Raw genomic sequence first — 18,464 nt, forward strand, 5'->3', positions numbered from 1 at the left:
CTATCCTTGTTTTTGCTTGGTAACTTAGTACCATCGAACCATTGGAAAAGATTTGAAATAGTCTTAACGATTCTTGTTATAAATTAACAATCGGGATAAAATAGGAATATATAAGACAGGGGTTGCTGCTTATCCTGCTTAAACGTTCTAGCCCGAATTAATGAGGGGGAGGGAATGGTATGACAGTATTCGAAGCAATGTCGTTGATGATTGGTTTTTCAATGCTAGTTCTGACCATTATTCGCTCCAAGGACAACGATTAAGCGTAATCACATATTCCATACAAAAAGCCATGCGGCATCGCATGGCTCTTTTTAGTATTCTTTTGGTTATCTTTTTTCTACGACTAATTCATTTTCACGAACATCAACACGTAATTCTGTACTTTCTTCTTGTTCCAGAAGAACATCTGCCACAGCATCCTCCACTTTTTCCTGAATCACTCTGCGAAGCGGACGTGCACCGAAGGATGGATGGTAACCAAGTTCAGCAATTTTCTTTTTCGCCTCTTCCGTAAAGCTGATAGTAATGCCTTGTTCAACAAGGTTTCCTTTCAATTCTTTTAGCATGAGGTCGACGATGAGGACAAGGTCTTCTTCTTTCAGTGACTGGAATTGTACAATGCTGTCAAAGCGATTTAGGAATTCCGGCTTGAAGTAGGAACCGATCGCATCAAGGATACTGGTTTCTTTTTGAACCTCCGCCAGCTCATTCGTAAATCCTAATTTTTTCGTTTGTTTAATGCCGGACCCTGCATTGCTTGTCATAATAATGACAGTATCCTTAAAGCTCACTGTACGGCCCTGGCTGTCCGTTAAACGTCCATCCTCAAGGATTTGAAGGAACATGTGCTGTACATCCGGATGAGCTTTCTCAATTTCGTCCAGAAGAATGATGCTGTATGGTTTTCGGCGAACCAATTCTGTCAGCTGTCCAGCTTCATCATGGCCGACATATCCTGGAGGCGAACCAATCAGTTTGGACACAGCGTGTTTTTCCATGTACTCACTCATATCAAGACGAATCATGGCTTCTTTATCACCAAACAATTCTTCTGCGAGCGACTTCGTAAGCTCTGTTTTACCTACCCCAGTCGGACCGACAAACAGGAAGGATCCGATCGGACGGTTTTTGGCTTTAAGGCCGGCACGGCTTCTGCGGATGGCCTTCGCTACTTTTTCAACTGCTTCTTTTTGGCCGATTACTTTTTGTGATAAATTTTTCGCAAGGTCTTTCATTTTTGCCTGCTCGTCAGCTTGAAGCTTCCTTACAGGAATACCTGTTTTTTGTTCAACGATTTGCTGAATATCCTCTATTGTAACCGCAGCTTTCGTTTGAGCTTCATTTTCACTCAGTTTTTCTTGAAGCTGAAGTTCTTCCTGGCGAAGTTTGGCAGCCAGCTCATAGTTTTCACTTAATGCTGCTTTTTCTTTTTCCTTCGAAATCTCTTCTAAACGTTCTTCAATGGAAGAGGTTTCACTTCCTGAGTGAAGGAGATTGATTTTTGAACCTGCCTCATCCATTAGATCGATCGCTTTATCCGGAAGGAAACGATCCTGAATATAACGGTGAGAAAGATTTACACATGCTTTTAGAACATCATCTGAAAAGCTTACTTCATGGTACTGCTCATATTTTGGAGCGAGGCCTTTTAAGATCTCATAGGCTTTTTCTGGTGTAGGTTCATTTACGATCACAGGCTGGAAGCGTCGTTCAAGTGCAGCATCCTTTTCAATTTTGCGGTATTCCTTCAATGTCGTTGCACCTACAACCTGAAGTTCCCCGCGTGCCAGTGCTGGTTTTAGAATATTACCTGCATCCATAGACCCTTCTGCAGAACCGGCACCGACGATCTGATGGATCTCATCGATGAACAGAATAATATTTTTGCGTTTTTGAAGTTCAGCGATCAGCTGCTTCATTCGTTCTTCAAACTGTCCGCGAATCCCTGTATCGGCCACAAGAGATGCCACATCAAGCAAGTAAACTTCTTTAGACAGCAGCTTGGCCGGAACGGATCCATCTGCAATCTTTAATGCAAGGCCTTCTGCAATCGCTGTTTTACCGACCCCTGGTTCCCCGATAAGAACCGGGTTGTTTTTGTTTCGGCGGTTCAAGATCTCAATCACACGGCTGATCTCTTCCTCCCTGCCAATGACAGGGTCGATTAATCCTGCTTTGGCAGCATGACTGATATTGCGCCCAAATTGATCCAAAAACCCGCCGCCTCCCTGCTGAGTCTTGGGAGACGGCTGTTCGCCGGAAATTCCTGAATTCATTCCGCTGTTCATCATTTGTTTAAAGAAATCATCAAAAGATGAGAATTGATTCATAGGATTCATACCTCCCGCAGAGTTCATGGATTGAGTAACTTTATGATAGCAATCTGTACAAAGTGTTAATTGTTGTTTGTGTTGATTAATTGAAACGTTCATATGAATAGTCGCAGGATTCACTTTACAATGTTCACATCGCATAAAGCATTTCCTCCTTCTTAAGATCGGTCCGTTAGTCTGACTTTGACTATCTTTGACCTTATGACCATATTATACTTTGACCTTCTTTGACTTTCAAGTTTTTTGAACAAAAATTTTATATTTCCTTATTTAAAGTGTGTTAGTACACCTTGGTTTCTAGTACCTTACACTTCTTGTTCTCGAAAATCAAATGATGTGCATCTTCTCATATAAAAAGCAAAAACCCGCTGGAATCAACGGGTTCTTTTACTTTATTTAATTTCAAATGTTTGTTTTTGAAGAAAATCATTATCCTCACTTTTAGCTGTGAGCCAAATTTCGATCGTATACATTCCAGCAGGAAGATTTTTAACCAAAATATCCTGTGTGTACGTTTCACCTTGTCTTATGGTGATTTTGGACAGGGCCTGAGTAAACATATGGTCCTGTGAGTATTGATAAACCTTTTTGCCCTCTTTATTTTTTATAATGTAGTCAAATTTTTTTCCGCTCGTGAATTCGAACGTTTTCACCTGCTCTGTCTGGTTTTTTAATTCGTAGCGCAGAAGAGTGCTTCCTGACTTTTGTTCCAGAACCGTCAGCTTGGGCTCAATTGCACCGGCAACAATTCCTCCGCCATTGTTTCTTTTGGGCTCGTCTTTCTTCTGCTCTTGCTTCTTTCCGTCTCCCATGACTGGATCCCCCTTCTCAGCCTCGTTCTTTTCCGTTGTTCCGCAACCTGCTAATACAAACAACATCCCAAATATGAGCAGCCAGGTTTTCAATGTCATCACCTCACCTATAGTCTTGGCTGATTGTTGTTATTTTACCAGAATAAAAAAGGATTTTTGCATCTACATCTATAAGTACCCTTAAGATACATTATTGAACATACACCAAAGGGAGGATTTTACATGCCTGTACTACACGAAAATTTGCTTATGGAAATGAAAAAACTCACAGATGAAAAACGAGCGACAAGCAATGAGACGGTTCTTCAGCAGCACAGCAAGGATGAGTCCCATCATACTCCTGTTCTGCCGGAGGTCGTTGTTTTTCCCAACTCAGCTTCAGAAGTTTCCTCTATATTACAATACGCCAGCAATCACCAAATTCCTGTCGTTCCATTTGGTGCAGGATCCAGCCTTGAAGGGCACTGCATTCCTCTGCAGGGCGGAATCTCGATTAATTTTCAGAACATGAATAAGATACTTGAAGTACGAGAAGAGGACTTTCTTGTCAGAGTACAGCCTGGCGTTACCCGTACACAATTAAACCAGTCTCTAAAAAAATACGGGTTGTTTTTTCCTGTGGATCCGGGGGCAGACGCAACGTTAGGCGGGATGGCAGCGACGAATGCGAGCGGCACGACAAGTGTGCGCTACGGCATTATGCGCCCGCAGGTCCGGGATTTAGAGGTTGTTCTTGCAGATGGTTCAATCATCCGCACCGGCGGACTAGCAGCAAAATCCTCTTCAGGATATCATTTGACAAGCCTCTTTGTAGGCTCTGAAGGCACATTGGGTGTATTTACTGAGCTTACACTTAAAATCTACGGCATTCCAGAAGCTACAGTTGCTGGCAGAGCAGTGTTCCCAAGTGTTAAAGCTGCAGTAGATGGTGCCATATCTCTTCTGGCATCCGGAAACTCTTTAGCACGAGTTGAGCTGGTGGATGAGCATTCCATCAGACAGGTCAACCGGCACAGTGAAACCTCCTATCCTGAAAAACCTACGCTTTTCCTGGAATTCCATGGAAATCCAGCAGGTATGAAGCAGGATGTTGCCTTCGCGGAAGAACTTCTGTCGGCTAACGGCTCTGAAGATCTGATCTTTGAAACTGATTCCATCAAAAAGGCAAAGCTTTGGGAAGCAAGGCATCACCTCGCTTATGCGTTTAAGCACGGTTTCCCAGGAAGAGAGATGATGCTCACTGATGTATGTGTGCCTCTATCAGAATTAACGGATGCTGTGGTATATGCGCGTAAATTAATAGAAAATGAAGGACTCAACGGAGGAGTTCTTGGTCATGTTGGAGATGGAAATTTCCACTCCATTCTGATGTTTGATAAGAACAATGAAGAAGAAACAGAAAAAGCGAATCGGATCAATGAAAAGATCGTTGAGTATGCTCTATCTAAAAACGGAAGCTGCACAGGCGAGCATGGAATCGGAATTGGAAAGATGAAATATTTGAAGAAGGAGCACGCCGACACCCTCCCTTTAATGAAAATGATCAAAAAACAATTTGACCCCCGCAATATTTTGAATCCAGGAAAAGTTTTATTTTAAAATCAGAAGATTACGGAGAAAGCGGGCAGGGTATTATGTAGGTACACCCTAATTTTAGAAAGGATTTTTTCATGAAAACCTTAATTATCCTTGTGCTCATAATCATCCTCATTGTTCTTTTCATAAGAAAAAGAAGATAGTGCTTTAAGAACCCTTTTTAATTAAAGGGTTCTTTTTGTATGGATAAAAAGAAGCATTTCAACAGAAAAAATGCCAGCCCGGTTTGAGCTGGCCTAGTTCGTTTTTAATGAATTCAGCTCCTGATTAAACTGCAAAGGCTGCCAATGGGCAAGATCATAGGTACCTGAATCAATGTTTTCCTTTTCTTTTGACAGTGTTTCTATAAGATCCTTTGGCAGATGCTCCGTATTCTGTGTAAGATCAATCGAGTCATCTGGTGAATAGAGCAGAACCGTAAACAGCTTCTTATTCACCATATCCATTCCATGGACGTGCAAATAACGAAGATCGTTCATTCGGTATACGAAAAATATTCGGTAGGGGGACATCTCATCATCCTGCCTTTTTAGAATCAGTATGTCCCGGCTCCGGGTTTCTAAACGACTGAAAAAGGATAGATCGGCAACTTTACTTGAACGGTGGTGCCTCTGTCCTCCTCACTCTCAAAGGAGATGCTGCCATAATGTTCTTTTACAATTTTATAACATACCATCAAGCCGAGCCCGGTCCCTTTTTCCTTCGTCGTATAAAAGGGTTCTCCTAATTTTTCAATTCTTTCTTTAGGGATGCCCGACCCCTGATCCTCAATCCTGATCGTGATACTTCCTTTTTTCTTCATGACAGTAAGTGTGATGACCCCGCCTTGATCCATCGCTTCGATCGAGTTTTTCAACAGGTTGATAAACAGCTGTTTCAGCTGGTTTTCCACACAATAGATGGAAGGAATATCTTTATCCGTTTTCAATTTAATCTCTATATTTTTTATGATCGCTTGTGTATCAAGCAGCCGAATGACACTCTGAAGCATGTCCTCCAATGAGCTGTATTCAAAATGGACAGCCTGTGGCTTGGCCACCAGCATAAGCTCCCCGACGATATCATTGATCCGCTTTAGCTCCGTCAGCATGATGCCTACATATTTGTCTTTCATCGCTTCATCCGTTTCCTTTAGAAGCTGGGCAAAACCTATCAGGGACGTAAGAGGATTGCGTATTTCGTGGGCGACCCCTGCGGCAAGCTCTCCCAGCACGGAGAGCTTTTCTGACTTTCTGATTAACTCCTCTGTTTCCTTTGTCGCTGTAATATCGCGGGCAATCGTAACGAAGCTTTCAATCTCGTTCCATTCGTTAAGGACCGGTACCGCATTCGTCTCCATCACCAGCCAGTCTCCATTTTGATGCATGAGGCGAAATTCAAAAGTGAAAGGTTTTTTCTTCGTTCTCGCTTTCATAAAAGCGGCCCGGAGAAATTCCCAGTCATCCGGATGAATCCTTGAAAAAAGTATTCTGTTCAACTCCTCCAGATTATTGGTAAGCCCGAGGATTGCTTCATGGGATGGAGAACTGTAGATCAGTTCGCCTGAAGGATTGGCGACCGCTATTAAGTCTTTTGAATGCTCTGCAATCACACGGTATTTCGCTTCACTTTCACGAAGAGCGCGTTCCACCTTTTTATGCGCCGTAATATCACGATATATCAAACAGAAACCGATGACCCGGCCCTTCATATTTCGGATCGCCGAAAATGATATGGAGACATCAATACGCAATCCATCACGCCGGACTCGCTGAGTTTCGAAGGAGGGCACCGTGCTTCCTTCCGCAAGCAGTCCCATAATACTCTTCGATTCCGCTTTAAACTCGTCCGGTATGATTATGTGAAAATCAATATCTCCGTTTAACAGTTCGTGCTCCTCCCAACCGAACATGTTCTCAAAGGAATGATTAACCCTGATCAGACTTTCATTTGTATCGATAATTAAAATAGCATCAGTCGTGCCTTCAAGGACAGATTCCAGAAGCTCAAGCGCGACACTTAGCTCCTCTTCTTTTTCCTTATGCTGGGTGATGTCCCTGCCGGTCACAAACAAATACAATGGGTTCCCTTCCTCGTCATATGTAGCTTGTTTGATTAGTTCAAGGTATATATACGAGCCGTCCTTCTGCCTAACTTCTTCTTGAATTTTTATTGGATGACCCGTTTCCCAGGCCTTCTTATCCGTTTTCCTTGACCGCTGAATCATCCCTTCCGAACACAAGGAATTCTGCTCATTAAGAGATTTCCCCTTATACGAACAACGGTCCACTCCGCATACTTGAAGCGCAAATTCGTTAGCCTCAATCCACTCGCCGTCTCTATTTTTTAAGCATATAAATTCAGGCAGCACATCGATTAGTTTTTTGAAAACACCAAGTCTCGGAAGAAGTTCATTTTCGGTTAACATCATCTTCAGTCCACATCCTCAACTATCATTCTGTCGTTATGTGTCTCAATCTCCTTTATATTAGATACTAAGGTGAGAATTTCCTTCAATTAATGAACGACAAATAGAGACAAGATTAGGCATGTGAGAGTTCGCTTCAACACAAAAAAAGCCCCGTCATCGGGGGCTTTTTTTATACAGCTTTCACTGCTTCTTTAAGTGATTTCCCTGGTTTAAAGGCGGGTACACTGCTTGCAGCGATCATGATTTCTTCGCCTGTTAAGGGATTGCGTCCTTTGCGCGCGTTGCGGTTGCGAGTTTCAAAGGTTCCGAATCCGATCAATTGAACACTCTCACCTTGTCTTAAGGCATTTGTTATGGATTCAAGAACCGCTTCCACAGCAAGTGTAGATTCTTTTTTATTCATGCTTGTTGCAGATTTTACTGCTTCAACTAAGTCTTGCTTTCTCATGAGAAAAATCCTCCTAAATATAATTTAATGTATTGCATTTGCTACCATTATTAACGCTTTCTTTCTTTTTATACATCTGAATGATATTTTGTACGTAAAAAGATCCCGGCATATAAGGCCGGGATCTCTCATTTCAGCGGTTAAGTTTCTTTAAAATCCATACACGGTCATCCCGCCGTCTACAAAAAGGGTTTGACCTGTACAATAGGAGCCGGCATCCGACGCAAGGAAAACGGCAGGCCCGACTAATTCGGACAGTTCTCCTACCCTGTTCAGCGGTGTGCGGGATAGAATGTCATTTAAATAGTTTTCATCAGCAAGAAGTTGAACGGTTAACGGAGTCCTAAAGTACCATGGACCGATTGAGTTCACATTGATTCCATAAGGGCCCCATTCGAGTGCAAGGTTTTTCGTCATCTGAATCAGCGCCGCTTTCGTTGAAGCATAGACAACTCCCGTTCTTAACGCTACGTGCCCTGCAACAGAGGAAATATTAATAATTCGTCCATATCCCTGAACTCTCATAAGTTTAGCGGCTTCCTGAGAGAAATAGAGTGCAGACCGAAGATTGGTATTCATGATTTTCTCCCATTCCTCTTCCGTAACATCCAGCGCTTTGCTTCTAATATTCATACCCGCATTATTAACTAAAATATGCACAGGAATTTGGCAGGAGACAAGAGAATCGTATAGTGAATGAATCTCTTCCTTAACCGTTACATCTACTGTGTAGGAATAGGCCTTCCTGCCCAATTGTTCAATTGAGCCGGCAACCTCATCCAGATCGGACTGCGTTCGGGAGACCAGCACGATATCCGCTCCAGCTTCAGCAAAGCCAATGGCCAGCGCCTTTCCGATACCACGCCCTGCTCCTGTAATCAACACTGTTTTTCCTTTCAATGAAAAAGACGGTAAATACATGGTTCATCTTCCTCTCCGTTTATTCAAAGCAACAGAATATTTCCAACGTATCAAAATATCCTTATTGAATCCAATGAAATATTTCTTTTTGGCCGGTGAACAATTTACAATGTTTAAACGTCTTACTTTTGATTCACGAACCCGGTCGCAAGGAGGACAAATCAAAGATGGATGAACAAGATTTGGTCAAAAAGGCAAAAAAGGGCGACCAGCATTCTCTTTCACTCTTGCTGCAGCAAAATTATTCCTTTTTGTTTCACTATTTACTGAAAATAACGATGAACCGGTCAACAGCAGAGGATCTTGTTCAGGAGACCATGCTTAAGTGCATTCAAAAGATCGGGTTATACAAGGGAAAATCCAAATTTTCTTCCTGGCTCATATCCATCGCTTCCAATCTGTACATCGACCAGATCAGACGAAAGAAAACCGAGCAGAAGTTTCAAGAGCGTGAACACGATTCCCGAAGCCTTAAATGGAAAGCGGCCTTTATCGATGAAGAATGGAATGAAGCCCTTGATGCTTTGAGTCTTTTGAGCGAAGATACGAGAGTTCCATTAATCTTAAAACATTATTATGGCTATACGTACGAGGAAATTGGAAGTATGCTGAACATTCCGGCAGGAACGGTGAAGTCCAGGATTCATACCGGATTAACCTTCATTAGAAAGGAGTTAAGTGAGAGTGAAGAAGAAACCCGAGTCCGTAACTAACCTTGAAAAGCAGCTCAAGGAAAGCCTCTCGCAAATAGAAAAATATGAAGAAGTCATTGTACCGGACCTTTCCTTTTTTGAAAGAATGGTAGCGGAGGAGACCAGCAGGAATAAAAGGCAGCTGGCAAAAGAGCTTGCCCTGTTTGGATTGATGGCTGCAGTTGTTCTGTTCGTTGTGGCTGCCATGCTTATTCAACTCCCATCCGTTCTCATCCTCCTTCAGATACCCGTCCTGATTGGAGCCGTCCTGTATATTTATAGACAACATAGAAAAGAAGGTGAATGGAATGACACGTAACATAGAAGGCCAGCCGCTTTGGGCATTGATTCTCGTTGTCGTCATTCTTCTCTGCCAGAGCACCTGGCTGTTTCTGGATGGAAGGAAACGCGGCTGCCGCTATTGGTTCTGGTCTTTATGGGGATTGATCCAATGCCCGTTTCCTCTCCTCTTTTACCTCATATTTGCGAGAAAGGTGTTTAGAAGAGCTAAAACCTGACTTCCTGCGTTTATGTTTCTCTTCTTGTGGGGAAAAATAGAAAGAACATAAGGAGGAGATATCAATTGCAGGAATCGTTATATGAAAAGTTGGGAGGCAGAGACTCCATAGAAAAAGTAGTTGATAGTTTCTATGAAAAGGTTTTGGCCGATCCCGTTGTAAATCACTTTTTTGAACATACCAATATGGACAAACAAAGGAAACATCAAACCAAATTTTTAAGCTATGCGTTGGGAGGACCCAATCAGTATTCAGGAACGTCTATGGCAAAGGTACATGAAAACATGAATCTTCAGCCAGAGCATTTCACAGCCATCGTCCATCACTTAAAGGAAGCACTGGAGGAATTCAGGGTACCAAATGAAGATATTAATGCAGCTGTTAAACATGTCAACACTCTTCGAGATGACATTCTATACAAATAAAGAAAGAGGAGCTGCTCAATCCTGAGTCTGCTCCTCTTTCCTCATTCTTTTTCCACCCATTCCTTACGCAGTACAAAAAGCTCTCTCAATTCCTGGGTAGAAAGCTCAGTAATCCAGTTTTCACTCGTAATGACTTTTTCGCTCAGCTCTTTTTTGCTTTCAAGCATTTCATCAATGCGCTCTTCCAGTGTGCCAAGCGTGATCATCTTATGAACGGTCACAAACCGTTTTTGCCCGATCCGGTGAGCCCGGTCTGTAGCCTGGTTTTCTACGGCAGGATTCCACCAACGGTCAAAATGAATCACATGGTTTGCTTCTGTAAGGTTAAGCCCCGTTCCCCCGGCTTTTAAGGACAGCACGAAAACACTATGCTTTCCATCCTGAAACTTTTGAATCATGTCATCGCGTTTTGCCTTTGGCACCCCTCCGTGCAGGAAGAGAACTTCTTCGTTCCAGCGGTTCGCGATATAGTCCTGGATCAAGTTTCCCATAAATAAGAACTGTGTAAAAATCAAACACCGTTCATCTTTTTCTTTTATGGCCTCCAAAAGCTCTACCAGCTTCGAGAATTTATTGGAGCGTTCCTCAAGTTTGTTCTTCTTTTCTTCCTTGAGATAAAGAACAGGATGATCGCAGACCTGCTTCAGCTTGCCAAGCAAAGCAAGGATCAGTCCTCTGCGCTTCATGCCGCTTTCTTGCTCCAGCTGCTGAAAGGTATCCTGAATCATCCGCTCGTATAGAGAAGCCTGTTCAGCCGTAAGATGAACATACTCTTTGATCTCCTGTTTATCCGGCAGATTCAGCTGAACGTGAGGATCTTGTTTCGTCCTCCTCAGCAGGAAAGGCTGAACAAGACTCTGCAGCTGCTTCAGTCTGCCGTTATCATGCTCCCTCTCAACAGGAATAACAAACCTTTTCCGGAAGGCAGCTTCACTGCCCAGATAACCTGGATTAAGGAAATCAAATATGGCCCATAATTCCAGGAGGCGGTTCTCTACCGGTGTTCCTGTCAGCGCAATCTTATGCCTCCCCGATAAACGCCTGATGCTCCTGGATTGCTTCGTAAAACTGTTCTTTATATTTTGGGCTTCATCCAGAATGATCGCATCCCACAAAACAGGCTGAAAATCTTCTTCATCAAGCTGGGCCGTTGTATAGGAAGTCAGGACCACATCTGCTCCCTGAATGGACTGGATAAAATTCTCCCCGCGAATCCGTGTGGATCCGTAATGCAGGAATACATTTAAATCCGGGGAAAAGTGCTGCAACTCCTTCTGCCAGTTGCCAATAACAGAAGTTGGACAGATTAAAAGTGCAGGAAGCTGTGCCTCTTTGTCCTCTTTTCTCGTTTGAAGAAGGTAATCAATCGTCTGGATGGTTTTACCCAGTCCCATGTCATCCGCCAGACACCCTCCAAGACCGAACTTTCGTAAAAATTGAAGCCAGGAGCTGCCTGTTTTTTGATAGTCCCTTAATGTGCCACGAAAGGCTGGTGAGGTCGGCTGGATCGGAATCTCTTTTACTTCAGACAGCTGTTCGACCATTCTGGCAAGGTCCGTGTTCAGTTCGATATTGACATAGCGGAGAACAGAACTCTCCTCTTCACCGCCCTCTTTCGCCGGCTGCATGAGATGCTGTTCCAGGATATCCTTCAGCTGGAGACCATTGCGGTTCACATTCTTCATAACCTGTCTGACTTCACGAATGAAAGCAGGGTCCAGCTTGAACCATTTGCCCTTTATTTTTACCAGACGCCTGCGGCTGTCAACGAGCTTCAAAAATTCTTCTTCGCTCAGTTCGATATCACCAGTGGAAACTTTCCAGTCAAACTGGACGATGGAATCCAATCCTAAAAAGGACGGAGCATATCCGCTGGTTGAACTTTTTACTTTTGCCTTCAGGTCCGGCTGCAGATCCTTCAATGCTTCCCACCAAGATGGGAGAAGGATCTTAAATCCCCCTTCCGCCAGCCACTGCCCACTGTCGTTTAAAAAATCCCATGCTTCATTTTCTGTAAGCTGCTTTTTAAAAGAACCATCCTTTTTTTGAAGAGAAGGTACGAGTGTTCCAGCAAAGGCAAGATCTTCTTCTATCCGATGCATAAAGGGCTGCCATTCTTCCGGAAGATCTTTCAAGTTCCCTGACCATTCATAATGGAAGCCGTTGTCCTTATCCTCAAGCAGTACATCCAGATTCCAATACCGGCCGTCGTCCTCTGGTTCCTGCAGTTCAAGAAGGACATCAAATGGTTTTTCATCCTTTTTCCAGCCCAGTTTGACCAGCCATGATCCCTCAGACAAATTTTCATACAGGGTGTTCTTTTCGAGAAGGTGCTCGAACGGAAAACGGTCAAAAAAGGCAGGATCCGCATCCAGCCTCTCAGGTTCCTCGAGGACGAGCTCGTCGACCGCGTTGTTTAGCCAATCAGGCAGTTGATTCCCGCTGTCATCAAACTCCCATTTCCATTCGCCTTTTTTCCAACATTCAAAACTGGGTTTTACTTGGCGGTCCTGCAGCGAGGCCTCCAGTTTTTGCGCGTCGGCTATCATATTCAGCGCTTCTTGGCCCCAATTGGTCTTTTTTAGAAAAAAGTGCGGATATTCTGTGAACAGGCGAAACGCATCAGCTGCGGATACATAGACGAACTGATCGTCATCCCGTTCAATGAACGTTCCATAATAGGATCTTTTATGCCAGGCAAACAGCATGGGCATCCAGTCATCAACATGGAGCTTTCGCCCTTTCTGTTCACCCCAGAACACCATTCTGCTGTCGTTCAGCCATTTGGCATGAAGTACAATGGCGGTCACATCAATCATGTATGAATTTTCCTTTCCTTAGCTCTTCCTGAAAAGCGCGAAGTCTGGCGTACTGGGTTGCCAGCTTTTCAATATAATCATCAAACTGCACGGTTCTGTCGAGCTTTTTATAGATGGACTGGAGCTTTTTCAGGAAACGGATGGCTAACTTATACGATTTGCGGTTTTTCTCCCTGATGAGACGGTCAATGGATTGATGGTAAAGCGGCAAAAGGACTTCCATATCCAGCTGCTCCACTTCCTTTAAGTCCGTGCCATTGATCAGGGAAGGCGAATACCCCATTAAAATCTGAAGCTCAACCCACCGCCTAAAATCCTGCTGAACGTGCAAAAACTCATTATATTCATAAAAGGTCACCGGCAGACAGTCAACGAGCATCTGTTCATACTCCTTTTCCTCCCCCGTGTATTGGGCGTACTTCCAGAAATATTCAATATATTGATGAAACTGTTCACGGACAGAAGCATCCTGGTAGTAATCCCGCGTCTTCTTGTAAAATTCCTTCTTTAGCGCGAGCAGCCATTTCAATAAAGACTCCCACTTGCCCCAATGAAAAAGCAGCTCAAGCCAGATTAAAGCATGGCGGGAAGAAAACTGCTCGGTCTTTTCCATCCGCTCAAATGCTTCCGTAAGATCGTCTCTGAGAAAGGCAAAATGTACGAGGGCCATATCCAGAAACTGAGCGCGTGAACCTTTTTCTTTTTCCTTTACCAGCTGTTTTTCATAAGCTGCTACCCATTGATCAACATGGTAAATCGTCGCCCAGCCTACCTGAAATACCCGGAAAATAATATCAAAATAACGGGCGGGCAGCGTAAAAATGTTCTGGAATTCTCGTAAACTTTCTTCGATTAAATCGCGATGCTCAGATTTAAGGTTTTCAGCATCGATGTCCATGGCTGATTTAAACATCCCGTCTACCAGCTGGCTGAGATTCAGCTTAAAATGTGAAGCTAAGTATTCAGGAACACCATATTGCTTTTCATACTGCGCAAGCCTCAGGAAAGTTTCAAGCTGTGCATGAAACCGATACAGTTTTCCAACATCATCATCCATAAAACTGGCAGCATTCAATAGACCCGGATAGAACTCCCTATGGATGTGAGTAAAGGTGTAGCCCTCTCCCCTCTCCAGTTCTTTAAAGGTCAAGTTCTGCATCTTATTTTTTTCGAAATCTTCAAAGCGCTGATCAAACGCTTTTTTCCATTCATTAACCGACAATACGTTTTGAATGACCCGTTTTTTCGTACCTGTTTCAGTTTTCCTATCGTTGCTCTCCGGATGAATGGCAGGAGGAACCATCGTTTCCTGCTGCTCTGTCTTTTGTTTTCCTCTCTTGCTCTTCCAATCCAGGATAAGCTGGTAAGGCGGTCCAAAAGACGCATACAGCTGGAAGAACACTGCGAGCTTATGGATACACGGTACGCTGCTGGTGCATGAACATCTGCTCTCCGAAAAATGTTCAAGATCAAGGCTTACTGCGTATTCCCCTTCTTCAGAAACACTTCCCGTTACCGTCTTGTTTTCCACATTAATATTGTATACAGCGCCTTTTTGATAAAGCGCATAGCTATCTTGTATCACTTCTCCGCTAAAATGAAACAGCACGTCTTTTCCAAGTTCCAAAACCACGTCTTTAGGAATTTGCTTACTTAACATGTGAGCCTCCGTAATATAGTACCATCCATTATATCAAAATTACGTAGGTTCCATTCAATGTTGTGCATCATTCCTTCCCCAGCAAAAAAATAAAGGCCGGAATGCCCCCTTTTTCAGATGACAATTTGCATTTAATCCCAGGATTTGATCTTTTTCTTCAGCCGAACGGCAATCAATCAAGGATCCTGTTTATTTTGTAATATTTTGACTATTTTTATCAAATCTCTTTTCGAAATTTAAGTTTTGCTTCATACTTGTTTTTGTGACAAAATCCCTCATGAAAGTCGTGAATGAAAGATGTTATTACAAATGATTGAAAAAAAGCGCGAAGTATTGCTTTGTCTTGGGAAAACCTACGGACTGACAGCAGAAGTCACCGTGAAATGCAGCCAGGAACTAGATCATTTGCTGAATCTGCTTTCACGCATGAAGAACCGGCCTAATACATGGATTAAGCAATAAAACTGCGCTACCTGAAAACTACAAATCTGTTAAACGCAGAAAACGGCGGGAATGCCTCCCGCCGTTTTTGAATACTTGAATCAGTTTTGAAGTATGCTCTCTATGCTTTCAAGAGCGTCAGTTGAAAGTTTGATGCCCGAGGCCTTCGCCGTTTCCTCAAGTTGGCCTGGTGAACTTGCGCCTACAATCGCGCTTGAAACATTTTCCTGCCTTAAAATCCAGGCCAGTGCCAGCTGAGCAACAGAAATACCGTTCTCTGAAGCTACACTTTTCAGCCGCTCCACTTTTTGAAGCTTCTCATCTGTCAGATGGCCAGAGATGGCTTTTTTGCTGTTCTCGTCGGCTGCACGGCTTCCTTTAGGCGCTTCTTCTCCTATTTTATATTTACCTGTAAGCACCCCTTGTGCAAGCGGTGACCATACGACCTGGCCAATTCCATGTTTCTCGCTGACTGGGATCACTTCTTTTTCGATATATCGTTCAAACATATTGTATTGCGGCTGGCTGACGACAATCCGGTCGAGCAGTTTCTTGTCCGCGAGGTGAACCGCTTCAGAGATTTGTTCCGCTGTCCATTCACTCACTCCCGCATACAGCACTTTTCCATGACGTATAAGATCATCGATGGCTCGCAAAGTTTCTTCAAGCGGAGTTTCCTTATCATATCGGTGGCAATAGAAGATATCAACGTAATCCAGTCCCAGCCGCTGAAGGCTGGCATTGCACTGCTCGATGACATGCTTTCGGGAAAGTCCACGGTCGTTTGGCCCGTCTCCCATCGGCCAGAACGCCTTGGTCGCCAAAACATAGGAATCTCTTTGATAGTCTTTCAGCACTCCGCCTACAACCTTCTCAGCCTCACCCCTCATATAAACATTGGCAGTGTCGAAAAAGTTGATGCCGAGGTCAAACGCTTTATGTATGCTCGCCTCTGCATTCTCTTTTTCAACATAGCCAGCTGTAGTCAGCCAGCTTCCGAGTGAAATCTCACTAACCTTCAATCCTGTTTTTCCGAGACGCCGATATTCCATTATTAACTCCACCTTTCCTTCGAAAATGTGTACTTTACAAGTTTAACAGTTTTCAAAAAATTATAAAGAATTACAGCCCGTAAAAACGCTGAACCACTAGTGCGGCCCTGCTTTCATAGGTAAATAATTCAATCATTGGAGGGATATAGAACTATTTTGAAATAATTATGTAATGGTTTTGTTACCTTACTCTAACCTGCCTGTCACACTCACCCTGTACAATGGCAATTGGCTATGAAGGAAAACATATCCTTTTTAACTAAAACTTTTCGTACTTGAGGAGGTACTACATATGATTAAAAAAGTAATTGCAACAGGAGCGATCGCTGGAGTAATGATGAGTTCTCCACTAGTAGGGGAAGCCGCGTTAGGGGACCATACATTAAAACAAGGCATGTGGGATAAAGACGTACATCAATTGCAGCAAACACTCAAAGACAAAGGATATTTTCATTACACCGAAACAACAGGTTACTATGGAGATATCACAACGGCTTCCGTGAAGGATTTCCAAAAGAGAAACGGTTTGAAAGTGGATGGCATCGCTGGCAAACGAACAGCTGAAGCGCTTCTTCAATCTTCTCTAGGAAAATCAAATATACTTAAGCATGGCAATAAAGGCTATGCCGTATCCGGTTTGCAAAGTGAACTGAAGGATCAAGGATTCTATAGCTACACAGTGGATGGAATTTATGGACCGATTACTGTAAACGCAGTAAAAGCGTTCCAAAAAGCAAAAGGCATCACTGTCGATGGATTAACTGGACCTCAAACCATTAAAGCTCTATATGGCGAGAACGGTGTCCGCGTAAAAACAGAAGTTCAATCATCGGCTCCAGCACAAAAAACTTCTGCACCGGTAAAGGCAGCATCTGCTGATCAGAAACAAGGAAAAACAGTATCTGTTGAAGCAACAGCTTACACGGCTGATTGTGATGGATGCAGCGGCATTACAGCGAACGGGACAAACCTAAAAACAAATCCAAACGTAAAAGTGATCGCTGTTGACCCGGATGTTATTCCATTGAATTCTCAAGTCTATGTTGAAGGCTATGGCTATGCAGTAGCTGCTGACAAAGGCGGAGCTATTCAAGGAAATCGAATCGATGTCTTCTATCCATCTAAACAAAAAGCTACCGAATGGGGACGCAAGAACGTCAAAGTTACCATTCTGGATTAATAATGTAATCATTAGATTTTGAAAAAGAGGCGGACATGTGCCGTCTCTTTTTTTGTTTGGTCTGCGAACGTTGTTAGTGTGTGTTCTTGTGCTGTGGGCAGGCGGCATTCGATAGGGTTTGGCTGGTAAACGGCAAAAACTGGATCGCAACCGGCAAAAGTTCGCACGTAATCGACAGAAACCAGATGATAAATAGACAAGCGGTTAAATGAACAGCCGCCCAGTACTTTCATGCCAGGCTGCCGCTTCAGCACTTCTGTGTTGTCACAATATCTTTATATGTTTTTCGCGAAATATCTTTTATAATAAGTAAGTATTTGACTAATTAGTGAACAGGCTGGTGAACGTATGTTTCTTTGGATTGCGATTATAATGGGTATGGTGGAAGGGCTGACAGAATTTCTTCCCGTTTCCTCCACTGGACATTTAATTATTACAGGGCATTTCCTCGGATTTACAGGGGACAAGGCCAAAACGTTTGAGATTGTAATTCAGCTTGGTTCCATCCTTGCTGTTGTGGTTCTTTATTGGAAAAGATTGTGGAGCCTCCTTGGTGTAGGCAAGGTTGAAACAGAAGACGGCCAGAAGGGCCATTTGAATCTGCTCCACATTTTTGCGGGTATGCTTCCAGCTGTCGTGATCGGGCTTGTCGCTCACGATGCGGTAAAAAAATATTTATTCTCTACGAGTACCGTTGTGTTCAGCTTGATTGTCGGCGGTCTGCTGATGATTTATGCTGAAAAAAAGAAGAAAAAAATTACGGCGGCAACACTTGACCAGATTACGTATAAGCAGGCGTTTATCATTGGGCTGTTTCAATGTCTTGCGCTCTGGCCAGGTTTCTCCCGGTCCGGTGCTACCATTTCCGGCGGTGTATTGCTCGGCTTGAGTCATAGGACAGCTGCCGATTTCACCTTTATCCTTGCGGTTCCGATTATGATCGCTGCAAGCGGCCTGGATTTGTATAAAAGCTGGGATGTTCTTAGCGCAGCGGACCTTCCGTTCTTTGCTGCAGGATTCCTTACGGCCTTTATTGTCGCGGTCGTTGCCATTCTGTTCTTTATCCGTTTGATCGCAAAAGTAAAGCTTACTCCTTTTGCTTATTACCGTTTTATACTTGCCGCAGTTCTAGCGGCGATGATCTGGCTTTAAAC

General features: G+C 43.5%; 19 protein-coding genes. 9 read left to right on the plus strand and 10 right to left on the minus strand.

Features of this window, described 5'->3' with window-relative positions:
- The first annotated feature begins 179 nt into the window (after window positions 1–179).
- Window positions 180–263 (plus strand): putative holin-like toxin, encoded by an 84-nt coding sequence (locus QYF49_RS25915; protein ID WP_353051312.1) that lies wholly within the window; start codon window positions 180–182, stop codon window positions 261–263.
- A 66-nt stretch (window positions 264–329) separates the two neighbouring features.
- Here the strand turns inward: QYF49_RS25915 and QYF49_RS21895 are convergent, their stop codons facing one another.
- Together QYF49_RS21895 and QYF49_RS21900 are read right to left on the minus strand one after the other, a co-directional pair.
- Window positions 330–2,477 carry an ATP-dependent Clp protease ATP-binding subunit gene (locus QYF49_RS21895; RefSeq protein ID WP_290401722.1) on the minus strand — a complete coding sequence of 716 codons (2,148 nt, stop codon included), beginning with the start codon at window positions 2,475–2,477 and terminating at the stop codon, window positions 330–332.
- Window positions 2,478–2,728: 251 nt separating this feature from the next.
- Entirely contained in the window at window positions 2,729–3,247 is a 519-nt protein-coding gene (locus QYF49_RS21900; RefSeq protein WP_290401723.1) for a BsuPI-related putative proteinase inhibitor, read from the minus strand.
- 123 nt (window positions 3,248–3,370) lie between these two features.
- Here QYF49_RS21900 and QYF49_RS21905 point away from each other — a divergent pair, with 123 nt between their 5' ends.
- Entirely contained in the window at window positions 3,371–4,747 is a 1,377-nt protein-coding gene (locus QYF49_RS21905) for an FAD-binding oxidoreductase (protein ID WP_290401724.1), read from the plus strand.
- Between the two features lie 233 nt (window positions 4,748–4,980).
- Here the strand turns inward: QYF49_RS21905 and QYF49_RS21910 are convergent, their stop codons facing one another.
- The 4 genes from QYF49_RS21910 to QYF49_RS21925 form a co-directional block, all read right to left on the minus strand.
- The gene (locus tag QYF49_RS21910; protein ID WP_290401725.1) at window positions 4,981–5,256 is read right to left on the minus strand and encodes a hypothetical protein; all 276 of its coding nucleotides are present in this window, start codon (window positions 5,254–5,256) and stop codon (window positions 4,981–4,983) included.
- Between the two features lie 47 nt (window positions 5,257–5,303).
- Window positions 5,304–7,154, minus strand: a complete 1,851-nt coding sequence (locus QYF49_RS21915) for a PAS domain-containing sensor histidine kinase (RefSeq protein ID WP_290401726.1) — start codon at window positions 7,152–7,154, stop codon at window positions 5,304–5,306.
- A 169-nt stretch (window positions 7,155–7,323) separates the two neighbouring features.
- A complete protein-coding gene (locus QYF49_RS21920; RefSeq protein ID WP_290401727.1) occupies window positions 7,324–7,602 on the minus strand; it encodes an HU family DNA-binding protein in 279 nt (92 codons plus the stop codon).
- A gap of 150 nt (window positions 7,603–7,752) precedes the next feature.
- On the minus strand, window positions 7,753–8,523 hold the full coding sequence (locus tag QYF49_RS21925; protein ID WP_290401728.1) for an SDR family NAD(P)-dependent oxidoreductase: 771 nt from the start codon (window positions 8,521–8,523) through the stop codon (window positions 7,753–7,755).
- A gap of 167 nt (window positions 8,524–8,690) precedes the next feature.
- On the opposite strand from QYF49_RS21925, the gene sigY reads away from it, so the two are divergent.
- The 4 genes from sigY (at window position 8,691) to QYF49_RS21945 (ending at window position 10,158) form a co-directional block, all read left to right on the plus strand.
- Entirely contained in the window at window positions 8,691–9,236 is a 546-nt protein-coding gene (gene sigY / locus QYF49_RS21930; protein ID WP_290401729.1) for an RNA polymerase sigma factor SigY, read from the plus strand.
- Entirely contained in the window at window positions 9,208–9,534 is a 327-nt protein-coding gene (locus QYF49_RS21935; RefSeq protein WP_290401730.1) for a DUF5345 family protein, read from the plus strand. Before sigY ends, QYF49_RS21935 begins: the two co-directional genes overlap by 29 nt.
- Entirely contained in the window at window positions 9,524–9,733 is a 210-nt protein-coding gene (locus tag QYF49_RS21940) for a sigmaY antisigma factor component (RefSeq protein ID WP_290401731.1), read from the plus strand. The genes QYF49_RS21935 and QYF49_RS21940 overlap by 11 nt, the downstream gene beginning before the upstream one ends.
- A 65-nt stretch (window positions 9,734–9,798) precedes the next feature.
- A complete protein-coding gene (locus QYF49_RS21945; RefSeq protein ID WP_290401732.1) occupies window positions 9,799–10,158 on the plus strand; it encodes a group I truncated hemoglobin in 360 nt (119 codons plus the stop codon).
- Window positions 10,159–10,199: 41 nt separating this feature from the next.
- Here QYF49_RS21945 and QYF49_RS21950 read toward each other — a convergent pair whose 3' ends face one another.
- Together QYF49_RS21950 and QYF49_RS21955 are read right to left on the minus strand one after the other, a co-directional pair.
- Window positions 10,200–12,977, minus strand: coding sequence for a DEAD/DEAH box helicase (locus tag QYF49_RS21950; protein WP_290401733.1), 2,778 nt, complete (start codon window positions 12,975–12,977; stop codon window positions 10,200–10,202).
- Entirely contained in the window at window positions 12,970–14,637 is a 1,668-nt protein-coding gene (locus tag QYF49_RS21955) for an SWIM zinc finger family protein (RefSeq protein ID WP_290401734.1), read from the minus strand. The genes QYF49_RS21950 and QYF49_RS21955 overlap by 8 nt, the downstream gene beginning before the upstream one ends.
- 309 nt (window positions 14,638–14,946) lie before the next feature.
- Here QYF49_RS21955 and QYF49_RS21960 point away from each other — a divergent pair, with 309 nt between their 5' ends.
- Window positions 14,947–15,099 carry an aspartyl-phosphate phosphatase Spo0E family protein gene (locus QYF49_RS21960; RefSeq protein WP_290401735.1) on the plus strand — a complete coding sequence of 51 codons (153 nt, stop codon included), beginning with the start codon at window positions 14,947–14,949 and terminating at the stop codon, window positions 15,097–15,099.
- 80 nt (window positions 15,100–15,179) lie between these two features.
- Here QYF49_RS21960 and QYF49_RS21965 read toward each other — a convergent pair whose 3' ends face one another.
- Window positions 15,180–16,130, minus strand: coding sequence for an aldo/keto reductase family protein (locus tag QYF49_RS21965; RefSeq protein ID WP_290401736.1), 951 nt, complete (start codon window positions 16,128–16,130; stop codon window positions 15,180–15,182).
- 292 nt (window positions 16,131–16,422) lie between these two features.
- Between QYF49_RS21965 and QYF49_RS21970 the strand changes: the two genes are divergently transcribed.
- Complete coding sequence (locus QYF49_RS21970; protein ID WP_290401737.1) at window positions 16,423–17,310, plus strand: peptidoglycan-binding protein; 888 nt, start codon at window positions 16,423–16,425, stop codon at window positions 17,308–17,310.
- Window positions 17,311–17,321: 11 nt separating this feature from the next.
- Here the strand turns inward: QYF49_RS21970 and QYF49_RS21975 are convergent, their stop codons facing one another.
- Window positions 17,322–17,543 carry a hypothetical protein gene (locus tag QYF49_RS21975; protein ID WP_290401738.1) on the minus strand — a complete coding sequence of 74 codons (222 nt, stop codon included), beginning with the start codon at window positions 17,541–17,543 and terminating at the stop codon, window positions 17,322–17,324.
- Between the two features lie 115 nt (window positions 17,544–17,658).
- On the opposite strand from QYF49_RS21975, the gene bacA reads away from it, so the two are divergent.
- On the plus strand, window positions 17,659–18,462 hold the full coding sequence (gene bacA / locus QYF49_RS21980; protein WP_290401739.1) for an undecaprenyl-diphosphate phosphatase: 804 nt from the start codon (window positions 17,659–17,661) through the stop codon (window positions 18,460–18,462).
- The last annotated feature ends 2 nt before the right edge of the window (window positions 18,463–18,464 follow it).

It is taken from the genome of Fictibacillus terranigra (assembly GCF_030412265.1).
GTDB classification, from domain to species: domain Bacteria; phylum Bacillota; class Bacilli; order Bacillales; family Fictibacillaceae; genus Fictibacillus_C; species Fictibacillus_C terrinigri.